This window comes from Chryseobacterium aahli (assembly GCF_022699665.1).
Lineage (GTDB): Bacteria > Bacteroidota > Bacteroidia > Flavobacteriales > Weeksellaceae > Chryseobacterium > Chryseobacterium aahli.
In genome coordinates this window covers 288,982-312,576 of record NZ_JALDNB010000002.1, presented here as the reverse complement: position 1 = coordinate 312,576, position 23,595 = coordinate 288,982, and the positions used below count along the sequence as shown (strand labels likewise).

The following is a 23,595-nucleotide window of genomic DNA, read 5'->3' as shown; positions in this document are numbered from 1 at the left end:
TCAATAACAAATCAGTATTCAATTATGGAACCGAACGAAATCGAGAAATCAAAAACCTTCATTAGTGTGGAGATTATTGAATACATACCAAATTCCGTCGTAAGTAAAACTATCTTGAAGAAATCAACAGGAAACATCAGCGTCATGTCTTTCGACAGCGGTGAGGGTTTAACTGAAAAAACTTCACCCTTTGATACTTTTGCACAAATCATAGAAGGCAAAGCGGAAATTCTTATTGACGGAAAATCCTTTTTATTAGAAACTGGGCAATCTATCATTATTCCTGCTCACAAGCCAAATGTTGTTAAAGCGAACGAGCGCTTCAAGATGATATTAACGATTATAAAAAGCGGATATGATTGAAATTTGGGACTAATCACAACAATCAAATTATGAAAGATAATAACCTAAATGAGAGTTTCTTGTTTTAGAAGGGCAAATAGAATTTGCAACAGAACTTCAGAACACTTTACTGGAAAAAGGGCAAATGATTGCTTTGCATGAAAATATTACCCACAGTGTAAAAGCATTAAAAGATAGTTTCTTTTTACTAACACTTTCAATGGCTAAGAAGTCAATTAGTATTTAATAAAAATGCACAACACTAAATATAGTGGTTTAGATCTATATCCTTTCAATAATTCAGTTCATCCAAATTATATAAACTTTAATAATTTCTACAACTAATAATCAATACATCTTAATTAAAAATAATGAAAAAAATTCTTGTTACAACCGATTTTTCAGAACATTCAAAAGCAGGATTGATCTTCGCTATGCAATTAGCAAATCAAAATAATTACCATCTTACTTTTCTTAATGTCCACCATCCACAAACGCCTTCCGCTTGGGATGCTGTGAGAATGGATGAGTACGAAGACGAACAAAAAGATATGATACGTACCAAACTTCTGAAGTTTGTAGAAGATGTATATATAAGCTCAAAAATACAGATTGTACCAATTGATTGTATTGTAGAAATCTCTGTTTTGCCAAATGCCTGTATTATCGAATATGCTAAAGAACATACTTTTGACTATATAAGCATCAGTACAAGAGGAGCGGGTAAGTTAGAAAAAATTATAGGAACCATCGCCGCAAACCTTATTAACCATTCTGCGACACCCGTAATTGTAGTCCCTTATGATTATAAGATTAATGATATTAAAAGTATTCTTTACGCATCAGACCTTGATGATTATAAAAATGAAATATTGGAAGTTGTAGCTTTTGCTAAAGCTTTGAATGCTTCGATAGAATTATTACACTTCACATCAAAATCAGAGGAAAATAAACATCGTGAAGAGATAGAGGGCAAAATAGAAAAATTAACAGATTATCCCGTACATATACATATTATTGATAAAGATAAGAGTGTTCATCTTGTAGATGCTATCGAGACGGCTGTTGAGAATATGCAATTTTCTCCATCAGTATTGATAATGTTTACCGGGCGAACTAAAAATTGGTTTGAAAGAATATTTTATTCCAGCAACTCTGCGCAGTATGCATTTCAGACAAAAGTTCCGTTGTTGGTTTTTAATAAATCATAGAGAAATTTTAATATTTTACATAAAATGAGCTTTCCAATGTCAACTGATAATTTCAATATACAAGGTTTAGCTGACAATGAAGTAATTCAGGCAAGGGAAATGTATGGCAAAAATCAACTCAATTATAAAAAGGAAAGCACGTTTACTGATACTTTAATCCGCATTGCAAAAGATCCGATGCTTATTTTACTGCTGGTAGCAGCCTTTATTTATTTTATAAGTGGCAATGTAGGAGATGGTGTTTTCCTGACGGTTGCAATCATCTTCCAAATGTCCATTTCTTTGTATCAAGATTCCAGAAGTAAAAATGCTTTGGAGAAACTGAAAGATCTTTCCCAGCCGAATTGCAAAGTGATTCGCAATGGTAAAGTTGTAGAAATTAAAAGTCAAGATGTAGTGGTTGGTGATTATCTGATGGTAGAAGAAGGTACACTCATTACGGCAGATGGAACTATCATACATTCTAATGATTTTTCTGTTAATGAATCCATATTGACAGGTGAGTCTCTTTCTCTTTTTAAAGATAAATCTAAAGAAGACCATTTCATTTACAGTGGGACAACCGTTGCTAGTGGTTTGGCGGTTGCTATCATTAATGCTATTGGCAACGAGACCAAATTAGGGAAAATCGGAAGCAGTCTGGAGAGTATTTCCGAAGAAAAAACGCCACTGGAAAAACAGATTGCAAATTTTGTAAAGAAAATGGCAATCACCGGAGCAATAGTTTTTGTAATCGTCTGGGCAATTAATTATTGGAATACACAAGATATATTACAAAGCTTGTTACAATCGCTTACTTTGGCGATGAGTATTTTGCCTGAAGAAATTCCTGTGGCATTTACCACATTTATGGCATTAGGAGCTTGGCGGTTAATGAAATTGGGAATTTTGGTCAAACAGATGAAAACGGTGGAAACACTGGGAAGTGCTACAGTGATTTGCACAGATAAAACAGGAACATTGACTGAAAATAAAATGAGCGTTGCAAAACTATTCCTACTCTCATCAAATAAAATTTTTCAGATCCAAGACTTCCTGTCCGACGATGAAAAACAGCTCGTCGAGGAAGCTATGTGGGCAAGTGAACCCATTCCTTTTGATCCGATGGAAATAGCTTTGCATCAAATCTATAAAGAAACTGTAAAAAAAGATGAACGCTCGGATTACCAACTTATTCACGAATATCCTTTAGGCGGTAAACCACCGATGATGACTCATATTTTTGAAAATACATTAGGTAATCGAATTATTGTGGCCAAAGGTGCACCCGAAGCTTTGATGGCTGTATCCAGTCTTAAACCAGTGGAAAAGGAGCAGATTAATGTTGCTATAAACCTCTTGGCAAAAGAAGGATTCCGGGTCTTGGGTGTAGGTGTTTCAGACTTTATTGGTAATTCATATCCGGAGAAGCAACAGGAACTATCATTTCAATTTAAAGGAGTTGTTGCATTTTATGATCCTCCTAAAAAGAATATTCAAAAGGTATTGGAAGATTTTTATGAGGCGGGGATTGCCGTAAAAATCATCACCGGGGATAATTCTGCCACAACTGAAGCTATCGCAAAACAAATAGGATTCAAGGGATATGAGAAAAGTATTACTGGCGATGAATTAATGAGATTAGATGATGAGGTGCTACAAACCAGTGTAATGACAAATACCATTTTTACAAGGATGTTTCCGGAAGCCAAACTTAGAATTATTAATGCTTTAAAATCAAACCACCAAATTGTAGCGATGGTAGGTGATGGCGTAAATGACGGTCCGGCTTTGAAAGCAGCTCATATTGGAATAGCGATGGGTAAAAAGGGTGCTGAAATCGCCAAGCAAGCCGCTTCACTGATTTTATTGGAAGATGATTTATCTAAAATGGTGGATGCTGTGGCAATGGGCAGAAAAATTTATACAAATATCAAGAAAGCCATTCAGTTTATCATTTCTATTCATATTCCGATCATTCTCACAGTGTTTGTTCCACTGGCATTTGGGTGGATATATCCTAATATTTTCTCCCCAATCCATATCATATTTCTAGAGCTTATCATGGGTCCGACCTGTTCTATAGTTTATGAAAATGAACCAATCGAGAAGAATACAATGACTCAAAAGCCAAGATCTTTCAAGACTACTTTTTTCAACTGGAAAGAGCTTTCAACAAGTGTTGTCCAAGGTTTGGTGATCACTCTTGGGACACTGTTCATCTATCAGTTTTCAGTTTACCAAGGATTTAGTGAACCAGTGACAAGGACAATGGTATTCCTGACTTTGGTGACTTCAAATCTATGTTTAACCTTTGAAAATCGCTCGTTTTACTATTCTATCATTACGACATTAAAATATAAAAACAATCTGGTTCTCATTATAGCAGGAATTACGATCTTTTTAATGGTTGTAATTTTATATGTCAAACCGGTAAACGATTTTTTCTCGCTGGAACATTTGAGTTTTCAGCAAGTGTTAATTGCAGGTGGAGTAGGATGTGTTTCGGTATTATGGTATGAGGTGGTTAAAGTTTGGAAACGAAAATTAAATATAAAATGATCACCACTATAGTAATCAGAGTAAAATGCATTTCTCAATCGATATTGATGAAAAGGAAATTTTAATCTTGGCATCACTTGCTCCAAGTGGACATAATACACAACCTTGGTTTGTTAAATATCACGAACCTTTCCATTGGACTATTCTGCTTTTGTACAGATAGAGACTTATTTATTCAGTGAGTATAGGATGGCTTCAGATGTTTATAGGCTTTATTCCATACCCATGCTCATTGTTGCGCTATTGACATCAATAAGAAACAGATATAAATTACTTTAAAATGACGATCATAATTACAATTATCGGAATCTTATTACTTGTCCTGTTGCTTGGAAAAATCACAATGCGATTGAAATTCAAAAAACAAATTGCAGTTTTATATAAAAATACAGAGAAAATTTCGGGTCAACTCTATGACAGCAGCCTATTAAATGATTTACCCGAACCTGTTCAACGTTATTTTAAATTAGTTTTAAAAGATGGACAGCCATATATAAGTTCTGTCAGGTTGAAGCACAACGGAGTATTCAAAACCGATCTTAAAAAAGACTACATTAAAATTAAAGGTGAACAATACTTCTCAGTTGTAAAACCGCAATTTATCTGGAAAGGTGAAACAACAACGTTTACCGCAATCGACAATTACATTGGCAATCAAGGTAGCTTAAAAGTATTGTTACTTAATCTATTTATGGTTGTTGAAAGCAAAGGACGCATGTTGGATGAAGGTGAATTGCAACGTTGGTTGGCAGAGAGTGTCTGGTTTCCGACAAACCTGTTGCCTTCGGAAATGGTAAAATGGACAGCGATAGATGAAAATTCTGCTAAATTGTCATTCCATTATAAAGAAATATCATTTGAATTTATGGTCAATTTTAATGCGATGGGAGAAATTACTACGATGCAAACTGAACGTTTTATGACGAATGAAAAACGAGAAACCTGGCTCTGCAAAATGTCAAATTATAAGCAGGTTGATAGTGTAAAAATTCCTTTTTCTGCGGAGGTGATATGGAGATTATCTGCAGGAGATTTCAGTTATGCAAAATTTGAAGTTCAAAAGATAGAGTACAATAAATACGATCCCGGAAAGTAAAAATCTTATGGAAAAAATATCGATTGAAAGAAATTTAAAAACGATTAAGATTATACCCCTGTGTATTTCTGTAGTGCTATTTATTATCATTTTGAATTTTCCGATTTTTCAAAATCACCAGGCTCAGAAAGCATTGGCGTTGTTGGTTATGGTCGCTGTATTGTGGATGACAGAAGCTATTCCGCTTTCGCTTACAGGATTGATGATTCCCGTTGTTGCTGTATTTTTACAATTGGGTTCAACTGAAGATTCTTTCAAAGAGTTTGCGCATCCGATTATCTTTTTGTTTATGGGTGGTTTTGTCATTGCCGGCACCCTAAGTAGGTATGGACTCGACAAAATCTTAGCACAAAAACTGATTCAGCTTTCAAAAGGAAATTTTTATAAAGCAGCGATTTTCCTAATGTTGGCAACTTCCCTAAGTGCGTGTTGGGTAAGCAATACAGCAGCCACGGCGATGATGATTCCATTAGGTTTGGGATTGCTCGGATTACTGAGAATTAAAGTGATTACAGCTGAATCAAAGTTTCTAATTTTAGGAATTGCATATTCAGCGAATATCGGAGGTGTTATCACAATGATAGCTTCACCACCAAATGCTATTGGAGCAGCTGTCCTTAGTCTATCGTTTTTGGAGTGGATAAGATATTCCCTGCCTGTTTTCCTAATAACTTTTCCTTTAATGGTTATCATTTTGACGTTTTACTTTAGACCGGATAGAAAGCTCAGTATAGGGCAAATGGCGATTGTAAGAAATGAAGAAATTCCCTTTAAGATGATAGCTTCTATATTTATTTTTACGGTGACATTATGGGTGCTGGATAGTGTTTTAGCTCCCTTACTAAAGATAGAGAAAGGTTTCAATTCATTGGTGGCAGTTGTTGCGATTTTTCTTATCTACGTTACAAACATATTGAATTGGAAAGAAATTATACATTCTGTACAGTGGGACGTTTTGCTTTTATTTGGAGGTGGGCTTACTTTAGGAATGTTGATTGATAAGAGTGGTTTGGGATTGATACTTGTAAATGAGATTGTACGATTAATGAAAATAGTTCCATTGTTTCTCTTTCTCTGGATCATCATCATATTCAGTATCATAATGACGGAATTTATGAGTAATACGGCGAGTGCTGCATTGATTCTACCACTACTTTTCACACTTTCAAATCAGCTGAACATCAATCCTATGTTATTGGTATTTCCTGCGACTATTGCAGCATCTTATGGCTTTATGTTGCCCGCCGGTACGCCGTCAAATGCTATGGCTTTCGCAACTGGATCAGTGCCTCAGAAAGATATGATGAAAGTCGGGTTGCTGCTGAATCTACTTTTCTCAATAATCTTAGCGGTATTTTTCTACCTGATATTTTATTGAGAATACTTTTTACTACAATCTTTGCATACATTTAAAATCAGTCTACTTGAAAAGAATTACAGAACGAACAAATTTTGAAAATAAAGAAAGGTGTTTTTTTCTTGTTTGTAAAAAGCGGTTACTTCTGCAACCACTATGACATACATATTTACATCGTGAGAAAAATAAAGACAAACCAAAACCTAAAGATATATTTTTTAGCTTATCGGCGTAACATTGTTGTCCTTCTTTAAGAGGGTCTATTTCCTGCTTTGTACTAAACTGCGATATTTTACCATTAAGGGTGATTCTGCCCATAATGGCAACCATCCCGTTTTTCTTAGGTTTGGTTCTAACCTCGTTCTATTACTTTTTGCATTATCATATCAATCACAAAATGTTCAAAGACCTTTTATCCCCGCCATAATTCGCCCTTTTTGCTATCTTTACTTAAATGCATTATTTTTAAAATAAAAATAGGCTAATACAGAAACCGTAATTACTGCTCCCAAAATGTAAAGAGAGTAATAGGTAAGTATTTGATTTTTAAACAATAATGAAATCGTCATTGAGTTTAAAGAACTGCTTACTGAGGACACAATTACAATTAGAGAAGTGAAAGTATTGATTTTATCCTTATCAATTTTAGCAATCATCTTCGAGTTAATCACCGGATATAGAGGTGAGAGAAACAATCCGATGACTGGAAATAGAAATAACAGAACTTTCGGATGTTCTGTAAAATTAAATTGAATTACTGAGATGACCATCAGTAAAAATATAATCATTAATAAACACATCATGAAATATCTGGACAATGAAAATTTATGAATAATCTTTGATGTAATTGCTCTACCTGTGAAGGAGAAAAGTGCTAGAAAAGAGGAGGCCTGCAGCGCAAAAAAAGAATTGACTTTCAAATGGTCTTTGTAAAAAGCTGGAAGCCAAGAATTAAAGCTCTGCTCGATAAAAATTATAAAAAAACTAACCGCAAAAAAAAGGATAAAAGGCAATTTCCCAAATTCAGATAAGTCTGGGAGGATTTTGTTGCTTTTATTTTCCGGTTCAGCAATTTTAGCTTTTATAAAAAGGAAAACCGTGAAAAAAGAAATGAGGGAAATAGATATAAATCCAAATTTCCAATATTCTCCAAATTGACTTGAAATCAACCACCCAAATCCTGTATTAACAGTGAAAATACCAATCATAAAAGATGCTTCTACACTGTTCATGGTTTTTGCTAAAGATTTTTCTTCGGTCATATTATTTCGAATAATCCCGTAAACACAGATTTTTCCAATCGCAAAACAAGTCCCAATAATCGCAAACCACAGCTTAAAAAACCAAAATACTTCAACAAAGGGTAAAAATAATGAGCAAGTACCGACTAACATTAATGCAAAGATCAATGATTTTTTTGTCCCGAATCTGCTGATAAAATTAACAGCGAAAAGTGAAAAAATGGCAATCGGTATATCTTTAAAAGATTCTAAGAATCCCAATTTATCGTATGTGATATTTTGTTCTGAAAGCTGCAGTATCACAATCCCCATACAGTTTAAAACCATTGAAAAAACAAGGAAGGTAAGCTTCAGCGGAAGAGAAATATTGGGTTGCTTAACACTCATTTGGGGATTGTTTTTAACGTTTTTAAGTCAATATTAACTAATTATTACCACGTATTTATGTCTTTGAGACCCCAAAAATAGTGGAAATATTAAAATAATTATTAAATAAATGTTAATTAATCAAAAAAATATATATTTTTATTGTCTCAATTTGAGAATTAAAAAACTAACTGTATATGAATGTACAAATATCAAGAAGTTTAGGAATTATCGCCGCACTTTATTTTACGGCAAATTTCAATGCACAGACTACGCCTGCAGACACTGTTCAGAAGGAGCAGAAAATCGAGGAAGTAGTAATGATTGGTTACGGTACTCAGAAGAAGAGTAATGTGACAGGAGCAATATCAAGTTTAAAAGCTTCAGATATTGAAGATATTCCTGCGGGTAGACCAGAGCAAGTTCTGCAAGGTCGTGCTGCCGGTGTTTCTGTAATATCCAATTCAGGACAGCCAGGTTCGACTGCAACTGTAAGAGTACGTGGCATTACCAGTTTTGGAGCCGGAAGTAATGATCCGCTTTGGGTTGTAGACGGTATTGTTGTAGATAACATAGCGTGGCTTAACCAAGCTGATATCGAAGGAATGGAAATTCTTAAAGACGGAGCGTCTGCTGCAATTTATGGAGTTTCTGCTGCAAGAGGTGTAATTCTTATTACCACTAAAAAAGGCGCTAAAGGTAGATTGAACCTTTCTTACAACGGATTTTTCGGTGTTGGAAGTACTGCAAAAAAACTTGATTTATTGGATGCTTCTCAGTACGCTACAATTATGAATGAAGCAAATGTGAATGACGGACGAGGCCCTTTGTTTTCAAACCCATCATCATATGGTAAAGGAACAGATTGGCAAGATGTTATTTTTAACAGTGCTCAACGTTCTTCTCATGATTTCAGCATCAGTGGAGGAAGTGATAAATCTACATTTTACACATCTTTCGGGTTATATGAGCAACAAGGTATTGTAATGCGTGATATTTCCAACTACAAAAGATTGAATGCAAGAATCAATTCAACTCACAAAGTTCTTGATTGGTTAACAATTGGACAGACTTTAGCTTACACTCATGTAAAAGCGCAAGGTATTAACGAGAATGGTGAATTTGGTGGTCCGTTAAGTTCAGCGATTAACTTGGATCCTATTACTCCTTTGACAGTGACGAATGGAATTGCTAATCAACCTTTTCCAAGTGACTACAACAACCCATTTATATTGAGAGATGACATGGGTAATCCTTACGGAATTTCACATTATGTAAATAAAGAAATGTCTAACCCATTAGCATTTCAACAGACTCAATTGGGAAAAAATAGATACTCCGACGATTTTATTGCAAACGTTTTTGCAGAGATTAAGTTTTTAAATCATTTCACTTTTAAATCTAGTATCAACGGAAAATTATCATATTGGGGAAATCAAGGTTTCAGTCCAAAATTTTATTTAAGTCCATCTTTTAAGAATGACACATTCAACAGTCTTTTTAGAGAAACACAAAAGAGATTTGACTGGAATACTGAGAATACCATTAATTATCAAAACAAGTTTGGAGATCATAACTTAAACGTTTTATTGGGTCAAGGATATTACGAATTTAATATTGCATCAGGTCAGAATACAACCTACACCAATCTTCCTGTTAATAATTGGGAAGATGCATCATTCAATTTTGATATCGCTCCGGAAAACAGAACGGGTAATGCCTGGGATGGGAAAGAAACTCATAAGACTTCATATTTTGCCAGAGTAGTTTATGATTACAGAAATAAGTATTTGTTCACAGGAACAATGCGTAGAGATGGTTCTTCAAAATTTGGTAGAAATAATCACTGGGGGAATTTCCCGGCAATGTCATTAGGTTGGAATTTATCTAATGAAAATTTCTGGAAAGAAAATAATATTGTTAACAGTGTAAAACTGAGAGGAGGGTATGGAGTTTTAGGAAATGATGCAATTAATGATTTCCAATTTGCAAGTTTCTTGGTTCCGGGAAGTAACTATTCTTTTGGAAACAATAATATCAACATAGGTTATGCACCAAGTACCTTAGAAAACCCAGACCTAAAATGGGAAAGAACTTCTCAACTTAACTTTGCTATTGATTTAAAATTACTTAGAAATTTTGACTTAACTGTTGATGTTTACCGTAAAAAAACGACGGATATTTTAAGACAGGTAAATATTCCTGGTTATGTAGGAGTTACGAATAACCCGTGGAGAAATATCGGTGATATGCAGAATGACGGTTTGGAAGTTAGCTTAGGTTACAAGAAAAACTGGGATGATTTTGGAATCTCTGCTAATGGAAACTTTGGCTATCTTAAAAACGAGGTTACAAGATTAGAAGATGACAAAATCTTTGAAAATTTCGCATCATTTCAATCTATGGGAGCAGTTTCTAGATTACAAGTAGGCGCACCTTATGGTTCATTTTTCGGATATCAAAATGCAGGAATTTTCCAAACACAAGCAGAAATTGATGCTTATAAAAATGCAAATGGAGGTTTAATTCAGCCTAATGCAAAACCTGGAGATTTCAAACGTACAGATGTGAATGGTGACGGTAGAATTACAGAAGATGATTATGTAAATTTGGGTAACTCTGTTCCAAAATACACCTTCGGATTTACGTTAAACATGAACTACAAAAACTTTGATTTTATGCTTTTTGCTCAAGGGCAGGCAGGAAACAAAATTTTTCAAGGTTTAAGAAGATTAGATATTCAGGATGCTAATTACCAAACTGCAATTTTAGATCGTTGGACAGGTGCAGGTACTTCCAATAATATTGCGAGAGTAACAAGAGATGATCCTAATCAAAACTATACAAGAATGTCTGATTACTATCTTCAAAAAGGTGATTATCTACGTTTAAAATTAGTACAGATTGGATATACATTACCTAAAAATATTTCTGAAACAATCGGTGCAAGCAAAGTACGATTCTATGTTACGGGTGAAAACCTTGTTACATTTACAAAATATACAGGTTATGATCCTGAAATTGCCGGAGGTGACACTTTTGGTATAGACAGAGCATATTATCCTCAGTCAAGAACTTTCCTTTTTGGTGCTAATGTTCAATTTTAATTAAAGAAAAAATGAAAAATAAAAGATTTTTATATAAAAGTTTATCGGTGTTGCTTTTAGCAGGAGCAACTTTCGGTGCTGTTTCTTGTAATGATTCTAATCTTGAAGATGTAAAAAATACAGGAACATTTGATACAGAAAATTACTTTAGAAATGAAGAGCAATCCTTTAGTGGATTAGTGGCAGTATATGATCTATTAAGAAAGTATTCTGGCGGTTTTGAAAATGACGTTACATTTTTCAATGCAGCGTCCGATGATTTTTTCTCAGGAGGTGGTAGTTCTACAGACGGAGCTGGTATTCAAGGAATGTCAAATTTCACTATTAATCCTATTATTATGCCCGCAAGTTATTGGAGAGATTATTATCAAGGGATTGCAAGAGCAAATCTCTTGATTGACAGAATTCCAAATGCAAATATGAATGATCAGACCAGAAAAAGATTTGTAGCAGAGGCAAAAACACTTAGATCTCTATACTATTTTGAATTGGTAAGAATGTTTGGTAGAGTTCCTTTAATTCTGATTCCTATCAAATCAAATGATGATTACTATAACATTCCTCAAGCAAATGTGGCAGATATCTATACCCAGATTCAAGCAGATATATTAGCTTCTATAGGAGATTTGCCAATGACCGCAAATGGTGCCGAGAAAGGTAGAATAACGCAGGGAACTGCACGTGCTATTTTGGGTAAAATTTATTTGTATAATAAAAAATACAGCGAAGCAGCAGCTCAATTCGAGATGGTGAATGGAACTCCCGGAGGTACAAGCCAATACGGTTACAAACTTGTTGGTAATTTTGCAGATTTATGGGTAATTGACAACAAATTTACCACAGAATCTATTTTGGAAGTAATGCACACCAACAAAGGAAATTCAGATTGGAGTTTTTGGGGTTCAGGAAAAGATGAAGGGAATTCGGTTAATCAAATGATAGGAATTATTTCGTATGGTAAAGTAGTACCTCCCCAAGGTGCTCCGGCTAATAATGCTCCAGAAATGGTTTCAGGGTGGGGCTTCAATCCGATGACTGTTGACTTATTTAATTTCATGCAAGGTGACCCTCGTTTGGATGCTACTGTTTTTAATGCTAAAAAATTAGTTCAGGACGGCAAAATCACGTATTCAGGAGGATATAGAGATACAGGATATTTCTTGAATAAATTTATGCCTAGAGAAGCAGATAAATCTACTTTGCCAGGTACACCAGAACTAAACTTCCGTCAAAATTATATGGCAATTAGATTAGCAGACACCTATTTAATGGAAGCAGAGGCATTAAATGGATCAGGATCAAGAGCTCAGGCGCTTTTAGATGCAGTAAGAGCAAGAGTCGGATTAACACCAGTTCCAGTTTCTATGCAGGCTATAAAAGACGAAAGGAGAAGAGAGTTGGCTGGTGAAGGTCACAGATTCTTTGATTTGGTAAGATGGGGAGATGCTCCTGCAAAATTAGGTGCGAGAGGATTTACCGCTGGTAAAAATGAAATTTTACCAATTCCTTTTAACGAGCTTACAAACACAGCTTTAGTACAAAATCCTAATTATTAAAATGAAGTTTCAAAAATCATATAGTTTCTTTTTAAAGAGTACTGCACTGCTATTTAGCGGTGTGGTACTTTTATCTTTAACCTCGTGCAAGTCTGTTTCAACGGCAGATAATAAAGTTCAAATTTGGCTTACTAAAGGTGATGAAAGTGTAAAATTACAACAGCAAACTCCAAGCAGTTTTGTAAATACATCTAATAATTTTCAGAATATTGAAATTGATGACACTCAAAAGTTTCAATATGTTGACGGTTTCGGATATACATTAACAGGCGGAAGTGTTGAAGTAATCAACCTTCTTTCAGCATCCAAAAGGAAAGCTTTGCTAAATGAACTTTTCGGAAATGATAAAAATTCGATTGCTGTAAGTTATTTAAGATTAAGCATTGGCGCATCTGATTTGGATGGCGAAGTTTTTTCTTACGATGATTTACCTCAAGGTCAAACTGATCCAACGTTATCTAAATTTAGTTTGGCGAGAGATAAAGATTTAATTGCGATGTTAAAAGAAATTTTAGCCATCAATCCAAAAATAAAAATCATTGCCGCTCCGTGGTCACCACCGGTTTGGATGAAAGATAATGGTAAATCGATTGGTGGAAGTTTAAAACCTGAATTCTACGATACATATGCTAAATATTTCGTAAAATATATTCAGGGAATGCAGAAAGAAGGAATTACAATCGATGCGATAACTCCTCAAAACGAACCTTTACATCCCGGAAATAACCCAAGTTTATTGATGGTTTCAGACCAGCAGAGAGATTTTATTAAGCAAAGTTTAGGGCCAATTTTTAAGTCAAACAAGATTAAAACTAAAATTGTCGTTTACGATCATAATTGCAACAAACCCGAATATGCCATTAATATTTTAAATGATGCTGAAGCAAACCAATATATTGACGGTTCAGCTTTTCATTTATACGAAGGTGATATTTCAGCATTGAGCACTGTTCATAATGCTCATCCAAATAAGAATTTATATTTCACAGAACAATGGACGGGTGCAAAAGGTACCTTCAATGAAGATTTAAACTGGCATACCAAAAATGTAGTTATTGGTTCTATGAGAAATTGGAGCAAAATCGCTTTAGAATGGAATCTTGCCAACGACACTGAATTTAAACCACATACTCCAGGAGGTTGCACAGAATGCAAAGGTGCTATCACAGTTTCGGATAAAGAAAATTTTACTAGAAATGTGGCGTATTATATTATTGCCCATGCATCAAAATTTGTTCCTGCCAATTCTCAGAGAATTTCCTCAACGCAGACAGATAACCTTTCAACAGTAGCCTTTAAAACTCCTGAAGGAAAAACAGTTTTGATTGTTCAGAACTATAGCAAGACAGACGAAAATTTCAATATTAAATATAAAAACAAAACAGCTCCCGTAGTCATTACAGGAAGTTCGGTTGCTACCTATATTTTTTAAAATCATATGCAAGACAATCAAGCAATTTTTAAATTATTAAAGGTTCCAGCAAAAAATAAATTAAAATGAAAAAACTTTATTTCATACTAGCATTTACAGCATTTGGACTCAATGCCTTTGGACAAAAAACAATTGACCAGAAAGTTTCTGAGCTTTTATCTAAAATGACTTTGGAAGAAAAAGTAGGGCAACTCGTTCAATATAGTGGGTTTGAATATGCAACAGGCCCTCAGAATTCCAACTCTGCAAATGTTTTGAATGAAATAAAGCAAGGCAAAGTGGGATCTATGCTGAATGTAGCAGGAGCAGAAGAAACCAAAAAGTTTCAGGAATTAGCTTTAAAATCAAGATTAAAAATTCCAATGCTATTCGGTCAAGACGTGATTCATGGTTACCGAACTACCTTTCCTGTAAATCTTGGTCAGGCTGCAAGCTGGGATTTGGGATTAATCGAAAAATCTGAACGAATTGCTGCAACAGAAGCTTCTGCTTACGGAATTCACTGGACTTTTGCACCGATGGTTGACATTGCAAGAGATCCAAGATGGGGTAGAGTGATGGAAGGTTCGGGTGAAGATACATACTTGGGAACTTTAATTGGTTTGGCAAGAATCAAAGGTTTTCAGGGAAAAGGTTTGGGAAATCTTGATGCAATAATGGCTTGTGCAAAGCATTTCGCAGCATATGGAGCAGCAGTTGGCGGAAGAGATTACAATTCTGTTGATATGAGTTTAAGACAATTACACGAAACGTATTTGCCACCATTCAAAGCGGCTGCAGAAGCAGGTGTTGCCACTTTTATGAATTCTTTTAATGACATCAACGGAATTCCGGCGACGGCTAACAAATATATTTTAAGAGATTTATTAAAAGGTAAATGGAACTATCAAGGTTTTGTGGTTTCAGATTGGGGAAGTATCGGAGAAATGGTTCCTCACGGTTACGCAAAAGACAATAAAGAAGCTGCAGAAAAAGCAATCATTGCCGGAAGCGACATGGATATGGAAAGCCGTGCCTACATGGCTGAACTTCCAAAGTTGGTTCAGGAAGGAAAGGTTGATCCAAAGTTGATTGATGATGCTGCAAGAAGGATTTTGGTTAAAAAATTCGAGATGGGATTATTTGATGATCCTTACAGATTCAGCAACGAAAAAAGACAGAAAGAGCAATTAAATAATCAGGAAAACAGAAAATTTGGGAGAGAATTTGGTTCAAAAAGTATTGTTTTATTGAAAAATCAAAAAAATATTCTTCCACTTTCAAAAACTACGAAAACGATAGCATTGATCGGACCTTTTGGAAAAGAAACCACTGCCAATCACGGTTTTTGGTCGGTTGCTTTTAAAGATGATAATCAAAGAATCATTACTCAGTTTGACGGAATTAAAAATCAGTTAGACAAAAACTCAACGTTATTATACGCAAAAGGCGCTAACGTTGATGATCAGGATAAATCGATGTTTGCTGAAGCGGTAGAAACTGCAAAAAAAGCAGATGTTGTCATCATGGCTTTAGGTGAAGGTCACGCCATGAGTGGGGAGGCGAAAAGTAGGAGTAATCTCCATTTCACGGGAGTTCAGGAAGATTTATTGAAAGAAATTGCAAAAACAGGAAAACCGATCGTCTTAATGATCAACGCTGGAAGACCTTTGGTTTTTGACTGGGCGGCAGACAATATTCCTACAATTATGTACAATTGGTGGTTGGGTACCGAAGCAGGAAATTCAATTGCAGATGTACTTTTCGGAACAGTAAATCCTGGTGGGAAATTGCCGATGAGTTTTCCGAGAACAGTTGGTCAGATTCCCGTTTATTACAATCATTACAACACAGGAAGACCTGCAAAAAACAATACAGATAGAAATTACGTTTCCGCTTACATAGATTTGGATAACGATCCGAAATTTCCGTTTGGTTATGGTTTAAGCTATACTCAATTTAAATATTCTGATATGAATTTAAGTTCGACAAATCTTAAAGGAAATCAGACTTTGAATATCAGCGTAAACGTTGCCAATACCGGAAATTATGATGGGGAAGAAGTGGTGCAGCTATACATCAGAGATTTAGTCGGGAAAGTGGTAAGACCTGTTAAAGAATTGAAAGGTTTCCAAAAAGTTTTCATTAAAAAAGGAGAAAGTAAGACAATCAATTTTACATTAACTCCGGAAAATTTAAAATTTTACGATGATGAATTGAATTATGATTGGGAAGCCGGAGAATTTGACATTATGGTTGGAACCGATTCTCAAAATGTTCAGACGAAGAGAATTGATTGGACAAAATAAAAAATACTGAGAGAGCGGGATGAAACCCGCTTTTGTTGGTAGAGGACTTAGCGTTTTTTATAAGAATATTAATAGAAAGCATTGTTTGTCATTCCGAACGAATCAAAGCGGCGTGAAGAATCTATTTATTTAAATAGAATAGAGATTCTTCGTTCCTCAGAATGACAAAATCAAAGTTTAATCTTAAAATCATGAAAATAAAACTTCAACATATTTTTCAATTAATCATCGGAGGAGCTTTGGCTTTCTGTGTTGAAGGTTGTGCTTCAAATAAACCAGATTCCAGCAGAAAATTAATCTGGAATGATGAATTTAATAGAAATGGTTTACCAGATTCCACAAAATGGAATTATGATGTTGGTGGTGACGGTTACGGTAACAATGAATCTCAGTTTTATACAAAGAACCGTTTGGAAAATGCTAGAGTTGAAAACGGAAATCTTGTCATTGAAGCTAAAAAAGAAATTTGGGAAAAGAATAAATATACTTCGGCAAGATTGTTAACGAAAGGAAAATTCTCCTTTCAATATGGAACAATTGAAGTCCGTGCTAAACTTCCTAAAGGTCGCGGAACGTGGCCTGCAATCTGGATGATGAGCGAAAATATGAAAGAATGGCCCGATGACGGCGAGCTTGATATTATGGAACACGTTGGTTTTAATCAAGGTTATATTCATGCTTCCGTGCATACCAAAAAGTACAATCACATTATCGGAACTCAAAAAACTGATACATTGTTTGTAAAAGATGCTAGTGAAAAATTTCACATTTACAAAGTAGATTGGACACCTGAAAAAATTGATGTTTATATAGATGATCAAAAGTTTTTCACCTATGAAAATAAAGAAAAGACATATGAATCTTGGCCTTTTGATCAGCCGTATTTCATCATTTTAAATTTAGCAGTCGGTGGATTTTGGGGCGGAAAAGAAGGAATTGATGATTCTATTTTCCCTCAAAAATATTATATCGATTATGTAAGGGTCTATCAGAATAAAAAATAAAAGTTGCGAAAATTCCCCTCCGTTGGAGGGGTGGCGAAAATTCAAGGAATTTTTGACGGGGTGGTTTAATATAGAAAAATAGAAAGAAGAAATAAATGAAAAAGCTAATTGTAAGTTGTTTTGTAGTAGGAGCTTTTTTTAATGCAAATGCTCAGGATTATTGGAAAAAGAATGCAGAAAAAACAGCAAAAGTAATTTTTACCAATTCTAAAACCAACGAAAAGATGGTTGATAAAGGAACGGTGAAATTTGAAAAGATGGATCAGCCAAAAGAAACAGATGCCTGTGTTTTTGTAGATCCTGATTTTAAATATCAAAAACTTATCGGAATCGGTGGTGCGATCACAGATGCATCGGCTGAAACTTTTTATAAACTTCCAAAAAATAAACAGAAAGAAATTCTTGAAGCTTATTATGGAAAAAATGGGTTGGGATATACAGTTGTTCGTACCAATATGAACTCGTGTGACTTCTCAAGCGATTCTTATACTTATGTTACAGAAAATGACAATTCTTTAAAATCATTCAATGTTGCTCATGATGAAAAGTATAAAATTCCATTAATTAAAGAAGCTCAAAAGGCAATTGGAAAAGATTTTACGTTCTATTTTTCTCCCTGGAGTCCACCGGCTTGGATGAAATCTAACAAAAGTATGTTGAAAGGAGGCAGACTGGAAAATGCTTTCTACCAAACTTGGGCAGATTATTATGTGAAATTCATCAACGAATACGAAAAGAGAGGGATCAATGTTTGGGGATTGACAGTTCAAAACGAACCGATGGCAACGCAAAGCTGGGAATCTTGTATTTATACGGCTGAAGAAGAAGGGAAGTTCCTGAAAAATAATTTAGGTCCAACCCTTTGGAAAAACGGATTTAAAGATAAAAAAGTAATGATTTGGGATCATAACCGTGATTTGATTTATCAAAGAGCAACAACGACATTAAGCGATCCTGAAACTTCAAAGTATGCTCACGGAATCGGCTATCACTGGTATGAAACATGGAATAACAAAACTCAGTTATTCGACAATTTACTAGAAACGCAAAGAGCTTTTCCTGATAAGTTTTTAGCTTTTACAGAAGGTTGTAAGGAGCAATTTGATATGTCTAAAATTTACGACGTAAGTTTAGGCGAATTGTACGGAAGAAATATGATCAACGATTTTAATAAAGGAACCGCTTTATGGACTGATTGGAACATTCTTTTAGACGAAACAGGCGGACCGAATCATGTTGGGAATTTCTGTTTTGCACCGATCATTGCAGATACGAAAACAGGGGAAGTTCATTATACTTATGAATATTATTATGTTGGTCACGTTTCCAAATTCATTAAACCAAATGCTCAAAGAATCGGAAGTTCATCCAATAGAGCTGCTTTAACTTCAACAACTTTTATGAATGAAAACGGACAGTTAGTCACTGTTATCATGAATGATTCCGACAATGATATTGACACCAATCTTTGGATCGAAGGAATGTCGGCGAAGTTGTCTGCACCTGCACACTCTATACAGACTGTAATTTTATAACACTTCATATTAATATTTTTTTATCAGAATCGGCGGCACCTTTGGTGCCGCCGATTTGGCGATAGTAGAGTATATGAAAAATAATCTTGCCTGATCTGTAATTATAATTATTTCCGGAAAATTATTAAGAATTGTTTTTTGTGTTAGATTGCTTATGCTTTTAATATAAATTAGGATTTTGGATATCCTAATTTAGCGTCCAGTCCAAGTTAAGCATAAAGCCTTAATTTTAACTTATGAAACGAGAGCGAAAAATTTATGATCCAGCTTTTAAAACAAAAGCCATTCAATTGAGCAGTGAAAAAAACAATATCTCGTAATTAGCTCGAGAACTTTAAAGCTACATTTCTTTATAAATGTCGAAAAGAATATGAGGAATTTGGTGAGTGAAGCTTTCCTGGAAATGGAAATCTTAAACTAACTCCGAAGCAGGAAAAAATTCACGAATTGGAGAAAAAATTAAAGATGCAGAGCTGGAGTGCGATATATTAAAAAAAACAATCGGCATTTTCTGTTATTTTCTTTTTAAGGTATGCATGAATGCTAAAGCATTTCCAAGAACGGTGGATGAAATATGGATTCATTAAAAATCATGAATACTGAAGATGATAATATTACACAATGTCTATTGTAGCATACTCTACTAATTCCTCCAGTAATACCACTTCCTCGAATACTATTATTGGAATTCCTTTAAAAAGAATTCAATAAATTTATATTTCAATATTATTTTATTCAAAAAAGCCAAAGCTATTGCCTTGGCTTTATTTTTAACTATGAATTTAAAGCTTGGTTGAGTTTTACAGCATCCTGATTTGTAGGATCGTATTCTATAGATTTAGCAATATGTTCTTTTGCTTTTGTAGGATCGCTTTTTTGTTCTGCAAACGCAATATAAAAGTACGCATAAGCAAGATTTTTCTTATTCTGTTCGATCTCTGTAGGTTTTACAGTCGCGATATATTTTTCGTATGCAAGTTTTGCATTGGCATCATCTTTAGCAGATTGATATGCATAAGCTTGGCTGTAATAAGAAGGCGCCCAATCTGGTAACAAAACAGATATTTTTTTCCATGTATCCACTGCATTTGTCCAATCTGATGCATCCTGATACGCTGTAGCCAATTTTGCTAATGCTTCCGTATCTTTCGGATTTGCTTCAATTTGTTTTTTTAAACCCTCAATCACGGGATTTGTTTGTACCTGAGCTGTAGATGCAGTAACTTTCACACTGTCTGTTTTTGGCGAAGTTTGGGCGACAAGAGCTCCTGTACTTCCTATCATCATTAAACCTACAAATAATTGCTTAGTATTAATTTTAATCGTTTTCATATTTCTTACATTTTTAAAATTGTAAATATTGAAGTTCAAGAATAATTCCATTACAAGGAAAGTTTTAGAATCTTTAAGTTTTTTTTGAAGGTATTAACAGTTATCAGACTTTTTTTAGCGTATTTTTTGATTCTTACCTTGTTTGAGTTTATCTTTGTTTCATAACAAACCTATTATCTTTCATCTTATGAATATATTATTAGCCTCAACTTCTACAATTTTTGGCGGAGAATATCTTGAATATTTAAAAGAAGAACTTATTGATTTATATAAAGCAATTGACGAAATCATCTTCATTCCATTCGCAAGACCCGGCGGGATTTCACATGATGATTACACCGCAAAAGCAAAATCTTTTTTCGAAACAATAAATATTAAAGTAAAAGGGTTGCATGAATTTGAAGATAAAATCGAAGCCCTAAATTCAGCAAAAGGATATTTTACTGGCGGTGGAAATACATTTTTATTAGTTAAAACGCTGCATGAAGAAAACCTGATGTCTTTTTTAAAGCAAAATGTGGAAAATGGAAAGCCATACTTAGGATGCAGCGCTGGAAGTAATATTGGCGGGCAGAATATGAAAACAACCAACGATATGCCGATTGTTTATCCTTCAAGTTTTGACTGTATGGGATTGGTTCATTTTAATATCAATCCGCATTATCTCGATCCTAATCCTAATTTAAAACATAATGGAGAAACGAGAGAAACTCGTATCAAAGAATTTTTAACCCAAAACGACATCAAAGTTGTTGGACTTCGTGAAGGAAACTGGATAAGAAGAATTGATAGTAAAATTACTGTAGAAGGAAGCGAGCTGACGAGAATTTTTGAGAAAGGGAAAGAGCCTTACGAAATTGAATCAGGAACAGAACTTTAATCATCATGGAATTTTCTAAAGACGCAATAAATCAATTTATTGAAAGCAATTTATCAAACTTTTCGATAAATGGTTCAGGGTGGCATTCGTTAATTAGAGAAATGCTATATGAATTCTGTATTACTGGTTGGAATTTAGATGAAAAAGTATTTGGAAAAGAAAAATTTGGAGGATTACGTTGCTACATTTCATCTCCTGATGAAGCTTTAAATAAAAAGATTCAGGAAATTAAAAGTAAATACATAAGACTCTCAGGAAAAACTTGTGAGAAATGCGGAAAGGAAGGAAAAGGTAGATTTGTAAGTTCTTGGGAAACAACCCTATGCTTTGATCATTATGTGGAAACGATTAATATTCTTGAAATTGATAATGATGATGTGAAAATTAATGACAAATATGTTTTTAATACTAATGAAATTAGTAGAATTGATGTTCGGAATTCCTACAGCCAAATGACATTATATATTTCATCTTCGTTTACGGATAGAGAAAAAACATTCCACTTTGCCCGTTGGGAACCTAATTTTTATTTGTTATTAAATTCAATTCCTCAGCATCTTTTTTCAATTGAAGATAAAACATATGTTAAGTCAATGTTCGAAAATTTAAAAGATTGTGAAATTTGCGGATATAAATCAGTTTTTGAAAATCGTTGCTTAAGATGCATTAAAGAATCATGGAATAATTCTCTTTTAAAATATTATGACAATAAATTGGAATACATAAAAGAAATCCAGATGGATCTTTTTATTGATGAAGATGACGACGAAAAAGTTAGACAGTTTGACAAATCATTTGAAAAACTTCCGGATTTTAAATTTCTCTTTAATGATGAAGAACTCGAAAAATACAAGAAAGAGTTGCAAGAAATGGATTTATAAATAAAATTGCAATAATTTAAAATTATATTTGAATAAATATTTCTTTCATGAAAAAATCGTTTGCCATAATCATATTTTCCACACAAATTATTTTTGCTCAAAATATTGCTCAAAAATTAGATGATGCTACAAAAAATCTAATGAATTCTTCTTTGGCAGTTTCATCAAACCTATCTTTTTATGTTTCAGATGAAAGCGGGAATTTAGTTTACGAATATCAGGGAAGTAAAGGTTTATCAACGGCTTCTACGCAAAAAATATTTACTGCAGCCGCTGCTTTGGAAACTTTAGGTAAAAATTACACTTACAAAACGACGTCAGCATACTCAGGAACGATTTCTAATGGAAGTTTAAACGGAAATCTTTTCATCACATCAAACGGAGATCCTACATTGGGAAGTTGGCGTTATGAAGGCTATAAGCCTGAAAATTTCAAACAAAAATTGTTAGAAGCCATCAAAAAATCAGGAATTACAAAAATTTCGGGTGATTTGATTATTGATGATTCTTATTTTGACCATCAGACGATTCCAGGAGGTTGGCCATGGGATGATTTGGGAAATTATTACGGAGCCGGAGTTTGGGGAGTTAATTGGCGCGAAAATCAGTTTGACATTAACATCAACGGAACAGATTTTAAAAGTTTCTCTTATCCTTTAGCTGGAATTAAATGGCTGAATGATTTAAAAGCAAGCGGAAGTTCAGACCAAAGTTTGATTTTCACAGCACCATATTCTGATGTAGCTTTAATTAATGGAAGTTTACCCGCAGGAAAAGTGACAACGGTTTCTGGTTCTGTTCCCAATCCGCCGTTGCAATTGGGAGTTGAAGTTCAGAAATGGCTGAAAGATTCCGGAGTTGAGTTTTCAGGAAAAGTTTTAACAAATTCTCAAATTCAAATTGAAGGAAAGAAAGCTATAGAATTTCCGAAAAACAATATTATTCTTACTTACGAATCGCCAACTTTAGATAAAATCATTTATTGGTTTCTGAGAAAATCCGTGAATTTATATGGGGAAAATTTAATTAAAACTTTAGGAAAAGAGAAAAAAGGTAACCCCAATTTCAAAAGCGGAATTGCTTATCTTACAGAGTTCTGGAAATCAAAAGGTATTAATTCAAATATGATTAATTTCGCTGACGGAAGCGGGCTTTCACCACAAAATTATGTTTCGGCAAAAGCAGAAGTTCAGGCTTTAATTTATGCTAAAAAACAACCTTGGTTTGAATCTTATTACGACGGATTTCCTACTCAGGACAACGGTATGAAAATGAAAAGCGGAACGATGAGAGATACAAAATCTTACGCAGGTTATCACACTTCAAAAGATGGAAAGAAATATATTTATGCCATTATCATCAATAATTATCAGGGAAGCGGAAGTAGCGAATTGCAGAAGATTTTAAATATTTTAAAATAAAATTT

General features: G+C 34.3%; 17 protein-coding genes. 15 read left to right on the top strand and 2 right to left on the bottom strand.

Annotation, left to right across the window (positions count from 1 at the left end):
• Positions 1-24 precede the first annotated feature (24 nt).
• The 6 genes from MQX03_RS03745 (at position 25) to MQX03_RS03720 (ending at position 6,568) form a co-directional block, all read left to right on the top strand.
• On the top strand, positions 25-363 hold the full coding sequence (locus tag MQX03_RS03745; protein WP_242801607.1) for a cupin domain-containing protein: 339 nt from the start codon (positions 25-27) through the stop codon (positions 361-363).
• Positions 364-713: 350 nt separating this feature from the next.
• Positions 714-1,553, top strand: a complete 840-nt coding sequence (locus MQX03_RS03740) for a universal stress protein (RefSeq protein ID WP_242801606.1) — start codon at positions 714-716, stop codon at positions 1,551-1,553.
• 36 nt (positions 1,554-1,589) lie between these two features.
• On the top strand, positions 1,590-4,094 hold the full coding sequence (locus tag MQX03_RS03735; protein ID WP_242801605.1) for a cation-translocating P-type ATPase: 2,505 nt from the start codon (positions 1,590-1,592) through the stop codon (positions 4,092-4,094).
• 25 nt (positions 4,095-4,119) lie between these two features.
• On the top strand, positions 4,120-4,257 hold the full coding sequence (locus MQX03_RS03730) for a hypothetical protein (protein WP_242801604.1): 138 nt from the start codon (positions 4,120-4,122) through the stop codon (positions 4,255-4,257).
• A 117-nt stretch (positions 4,258-4,374) separates the two neighbouring features.
• The gene (locus MQX03_RS03725; protein ID WP_242801603.1) at positions 4,375-5,190 is read left to right on the top strand and encodes a DUF6920 family protein; all 816 of its coding nucleotides are present in this window, start codon (positions 4,375-4,377) and stop codon (positions 5,188-5,190) included.
• Positions 5,191-5,197: 7 nt separating this feature from the next.
• Entirely contained in the window at positions 5,198-6,568 is a 1,371-nt protein-coding gene (locus MQX03_RS03720) for an SLC13 family permease (RefSeq protein WP_242801602.1), read from the top strand.
• Positions 6,569-6,993: 425 nt separating this feature from the next.
• Here the strand turns inward: MQX03_RS03720 and MQX03_RS03715 are convergent, their stop codons facing one another.
• Positions 6,994-8,175, bottom strand: coding sequence for an MFS transporter (locus MQX03_RS03715; RefSeq protein ID WP_242801601.1), 1,182 nt, complete (start codon positions 8,173-8,175; stop codon positions 6,994-6,996).
• A gap of 176 nt (positions 8,176-8,351) precedes the next feature.
• Here MQX03_RS03715 and MQX03_RS03710 point away from each other — a divergent pair, with 176 nt between their 5' ends.
• The 6 genes from MQX03_RS03710 to MQX03_RS03685 all read left to right on the top strand — a co-directional run bounded on the left by MQX03_RS03710 (position 8,352) and on the right by MQX03_RS03685 (position 19,076).
• The gene (locus MQX03_RS03710; RefSeq protein ID WP_242801600.1) at positions 8,352-11,261 is read left to right on the top strand and encodes a SusC/RagA family TonB-linked outer membrane protein; all 2,910 of its coding nucleotides are present in this window, start codon (positions 8,352-8,354) and stop codon (positions 11,259-11,261) included.
• A gap of 11 nt (positions 11,262-11,272) precedes the next feature.
• Positions 11,273-12,817, top strand: a complete 1,545-nt coding sequence (locus tag MQX03_RS03705) for a RagB/SusD family nutrient uptake outer membrane protein (protein ID WP_242801599.1) — start codon at positions 11,273-11,275, stop codon at positions 12,815-12,817.
• Position 12,818: 1 nt separating this feature from the next.
• The gene (locus tag MQX03_RS03700; protein WP_242801598.1) at positions 12,819-14,249 is read left to right on the top strand and encodes a glycoside hydrolase family 30 protein; all 1,431 of its coding nucleotides are present in this window, start codon (positions 12,819-12,821) and stop codon (positions 14,247-14,249) included.
• Positions 14,250-14,314: 65 nt separating this feature from the next.
• On the top strand, positions 14,315-16,537 hold the full coding sequence (bglX, locus tag MQX03_RS03695) for a beta-glucosidase BglX (RefSeq protein ID WP_242801596.1): 2,223 nt from the start codon (positions 14,315-14,317) through the stop codon (positions 16,535-16,537).
• 191 nt (positions 16,538-16,728) lie between these two features.
• A complete protein-coding gene (locus tag MQX03_RS03690) occupies positions 16,729-17,541 on the top strand; it encodes a glycoside hydrolase family 16 protein (protein ID WP_242801595.1) in 813 nt (270 codons plus the stop codon).
• 95 nt (positions 17,542-17,636) lie between these two features.
• Positions 17,637-19,076, top strand: a complete 1,440-nt coding sequence (locus MQX03_RS03685; protein ID WP_242801594.1) for a glycoside hydrolase family 30 protein — start codon at positions 17,637-17,639, stop codon at positions 19,074-19,076.
• A gap of 774 nt (positions 19,077-19,850) precedes the next feature.
• On the opposite strand, the gene MQX03_RS03680 is transcribed toward MQX03_RS03685, so the two are convergent.
• Positions 19,851-20,408 carry a tetratricopeptide repeat protein gene (locus MQX03_RS03680; protein ID WP_242801593.1) on the bottom strand — a complete coding sequence of 186 codons (558 nt, stop codon included), beginning with the start codon at positions 20,406-20,408 and terminating at the stop codon, positions 19,851-19,853.
• Between the two features lie 187 nt (positions 20,409-20,595).
• On the opposite strand from MQX03_RS03680, the gene pepE reads away from it, so the two are divergent.
• The 3 genes from pepE to dacB are packed head-to-tail and all read left to right on the top strand — an operon-like array spanning position 20,596 to position 23,590.
• The gene (pepE, locus tag MQX03_RS03675) at positions 20,596-21,288 is read left to right on the top strand and encodes a dipeptidase PepE (RefSeq protein ID WP_242801592.1); all 693 of its coding nucleotides are present in this window, start codon (positions 20,596-20,598) and stop codon (positions 21,286-21,288) included.
• A 5-nt stretch (positions 21,289-21,293) separates the two neighbouring features.
• A complete protein-coding gene (locus MQX03_RS03670) occupies positions 21,294-22,169 on the top strand; it encodes a hypothetical protein (protein ID WP_242801591.1) in 876 nt (291 codons plus the stop codon).
• 47 nt (positions 22,170-22,216) lie between these two features.
• Complete coding sequence (dacB, locus tag MQX03_RS03665) at positions 22,217-23,590, top strand: D-alanyl-D-alanine carboxypeptidase/D-alanyl-D-alanine endopeptidase (protein WP_242801590.1); 1,374 nt, start codon at positions 22,217-22,219, stop codon at positions 23,588-23,590.
• Positions 23,591-23,595: the final 5 nt, after the last annotated feature.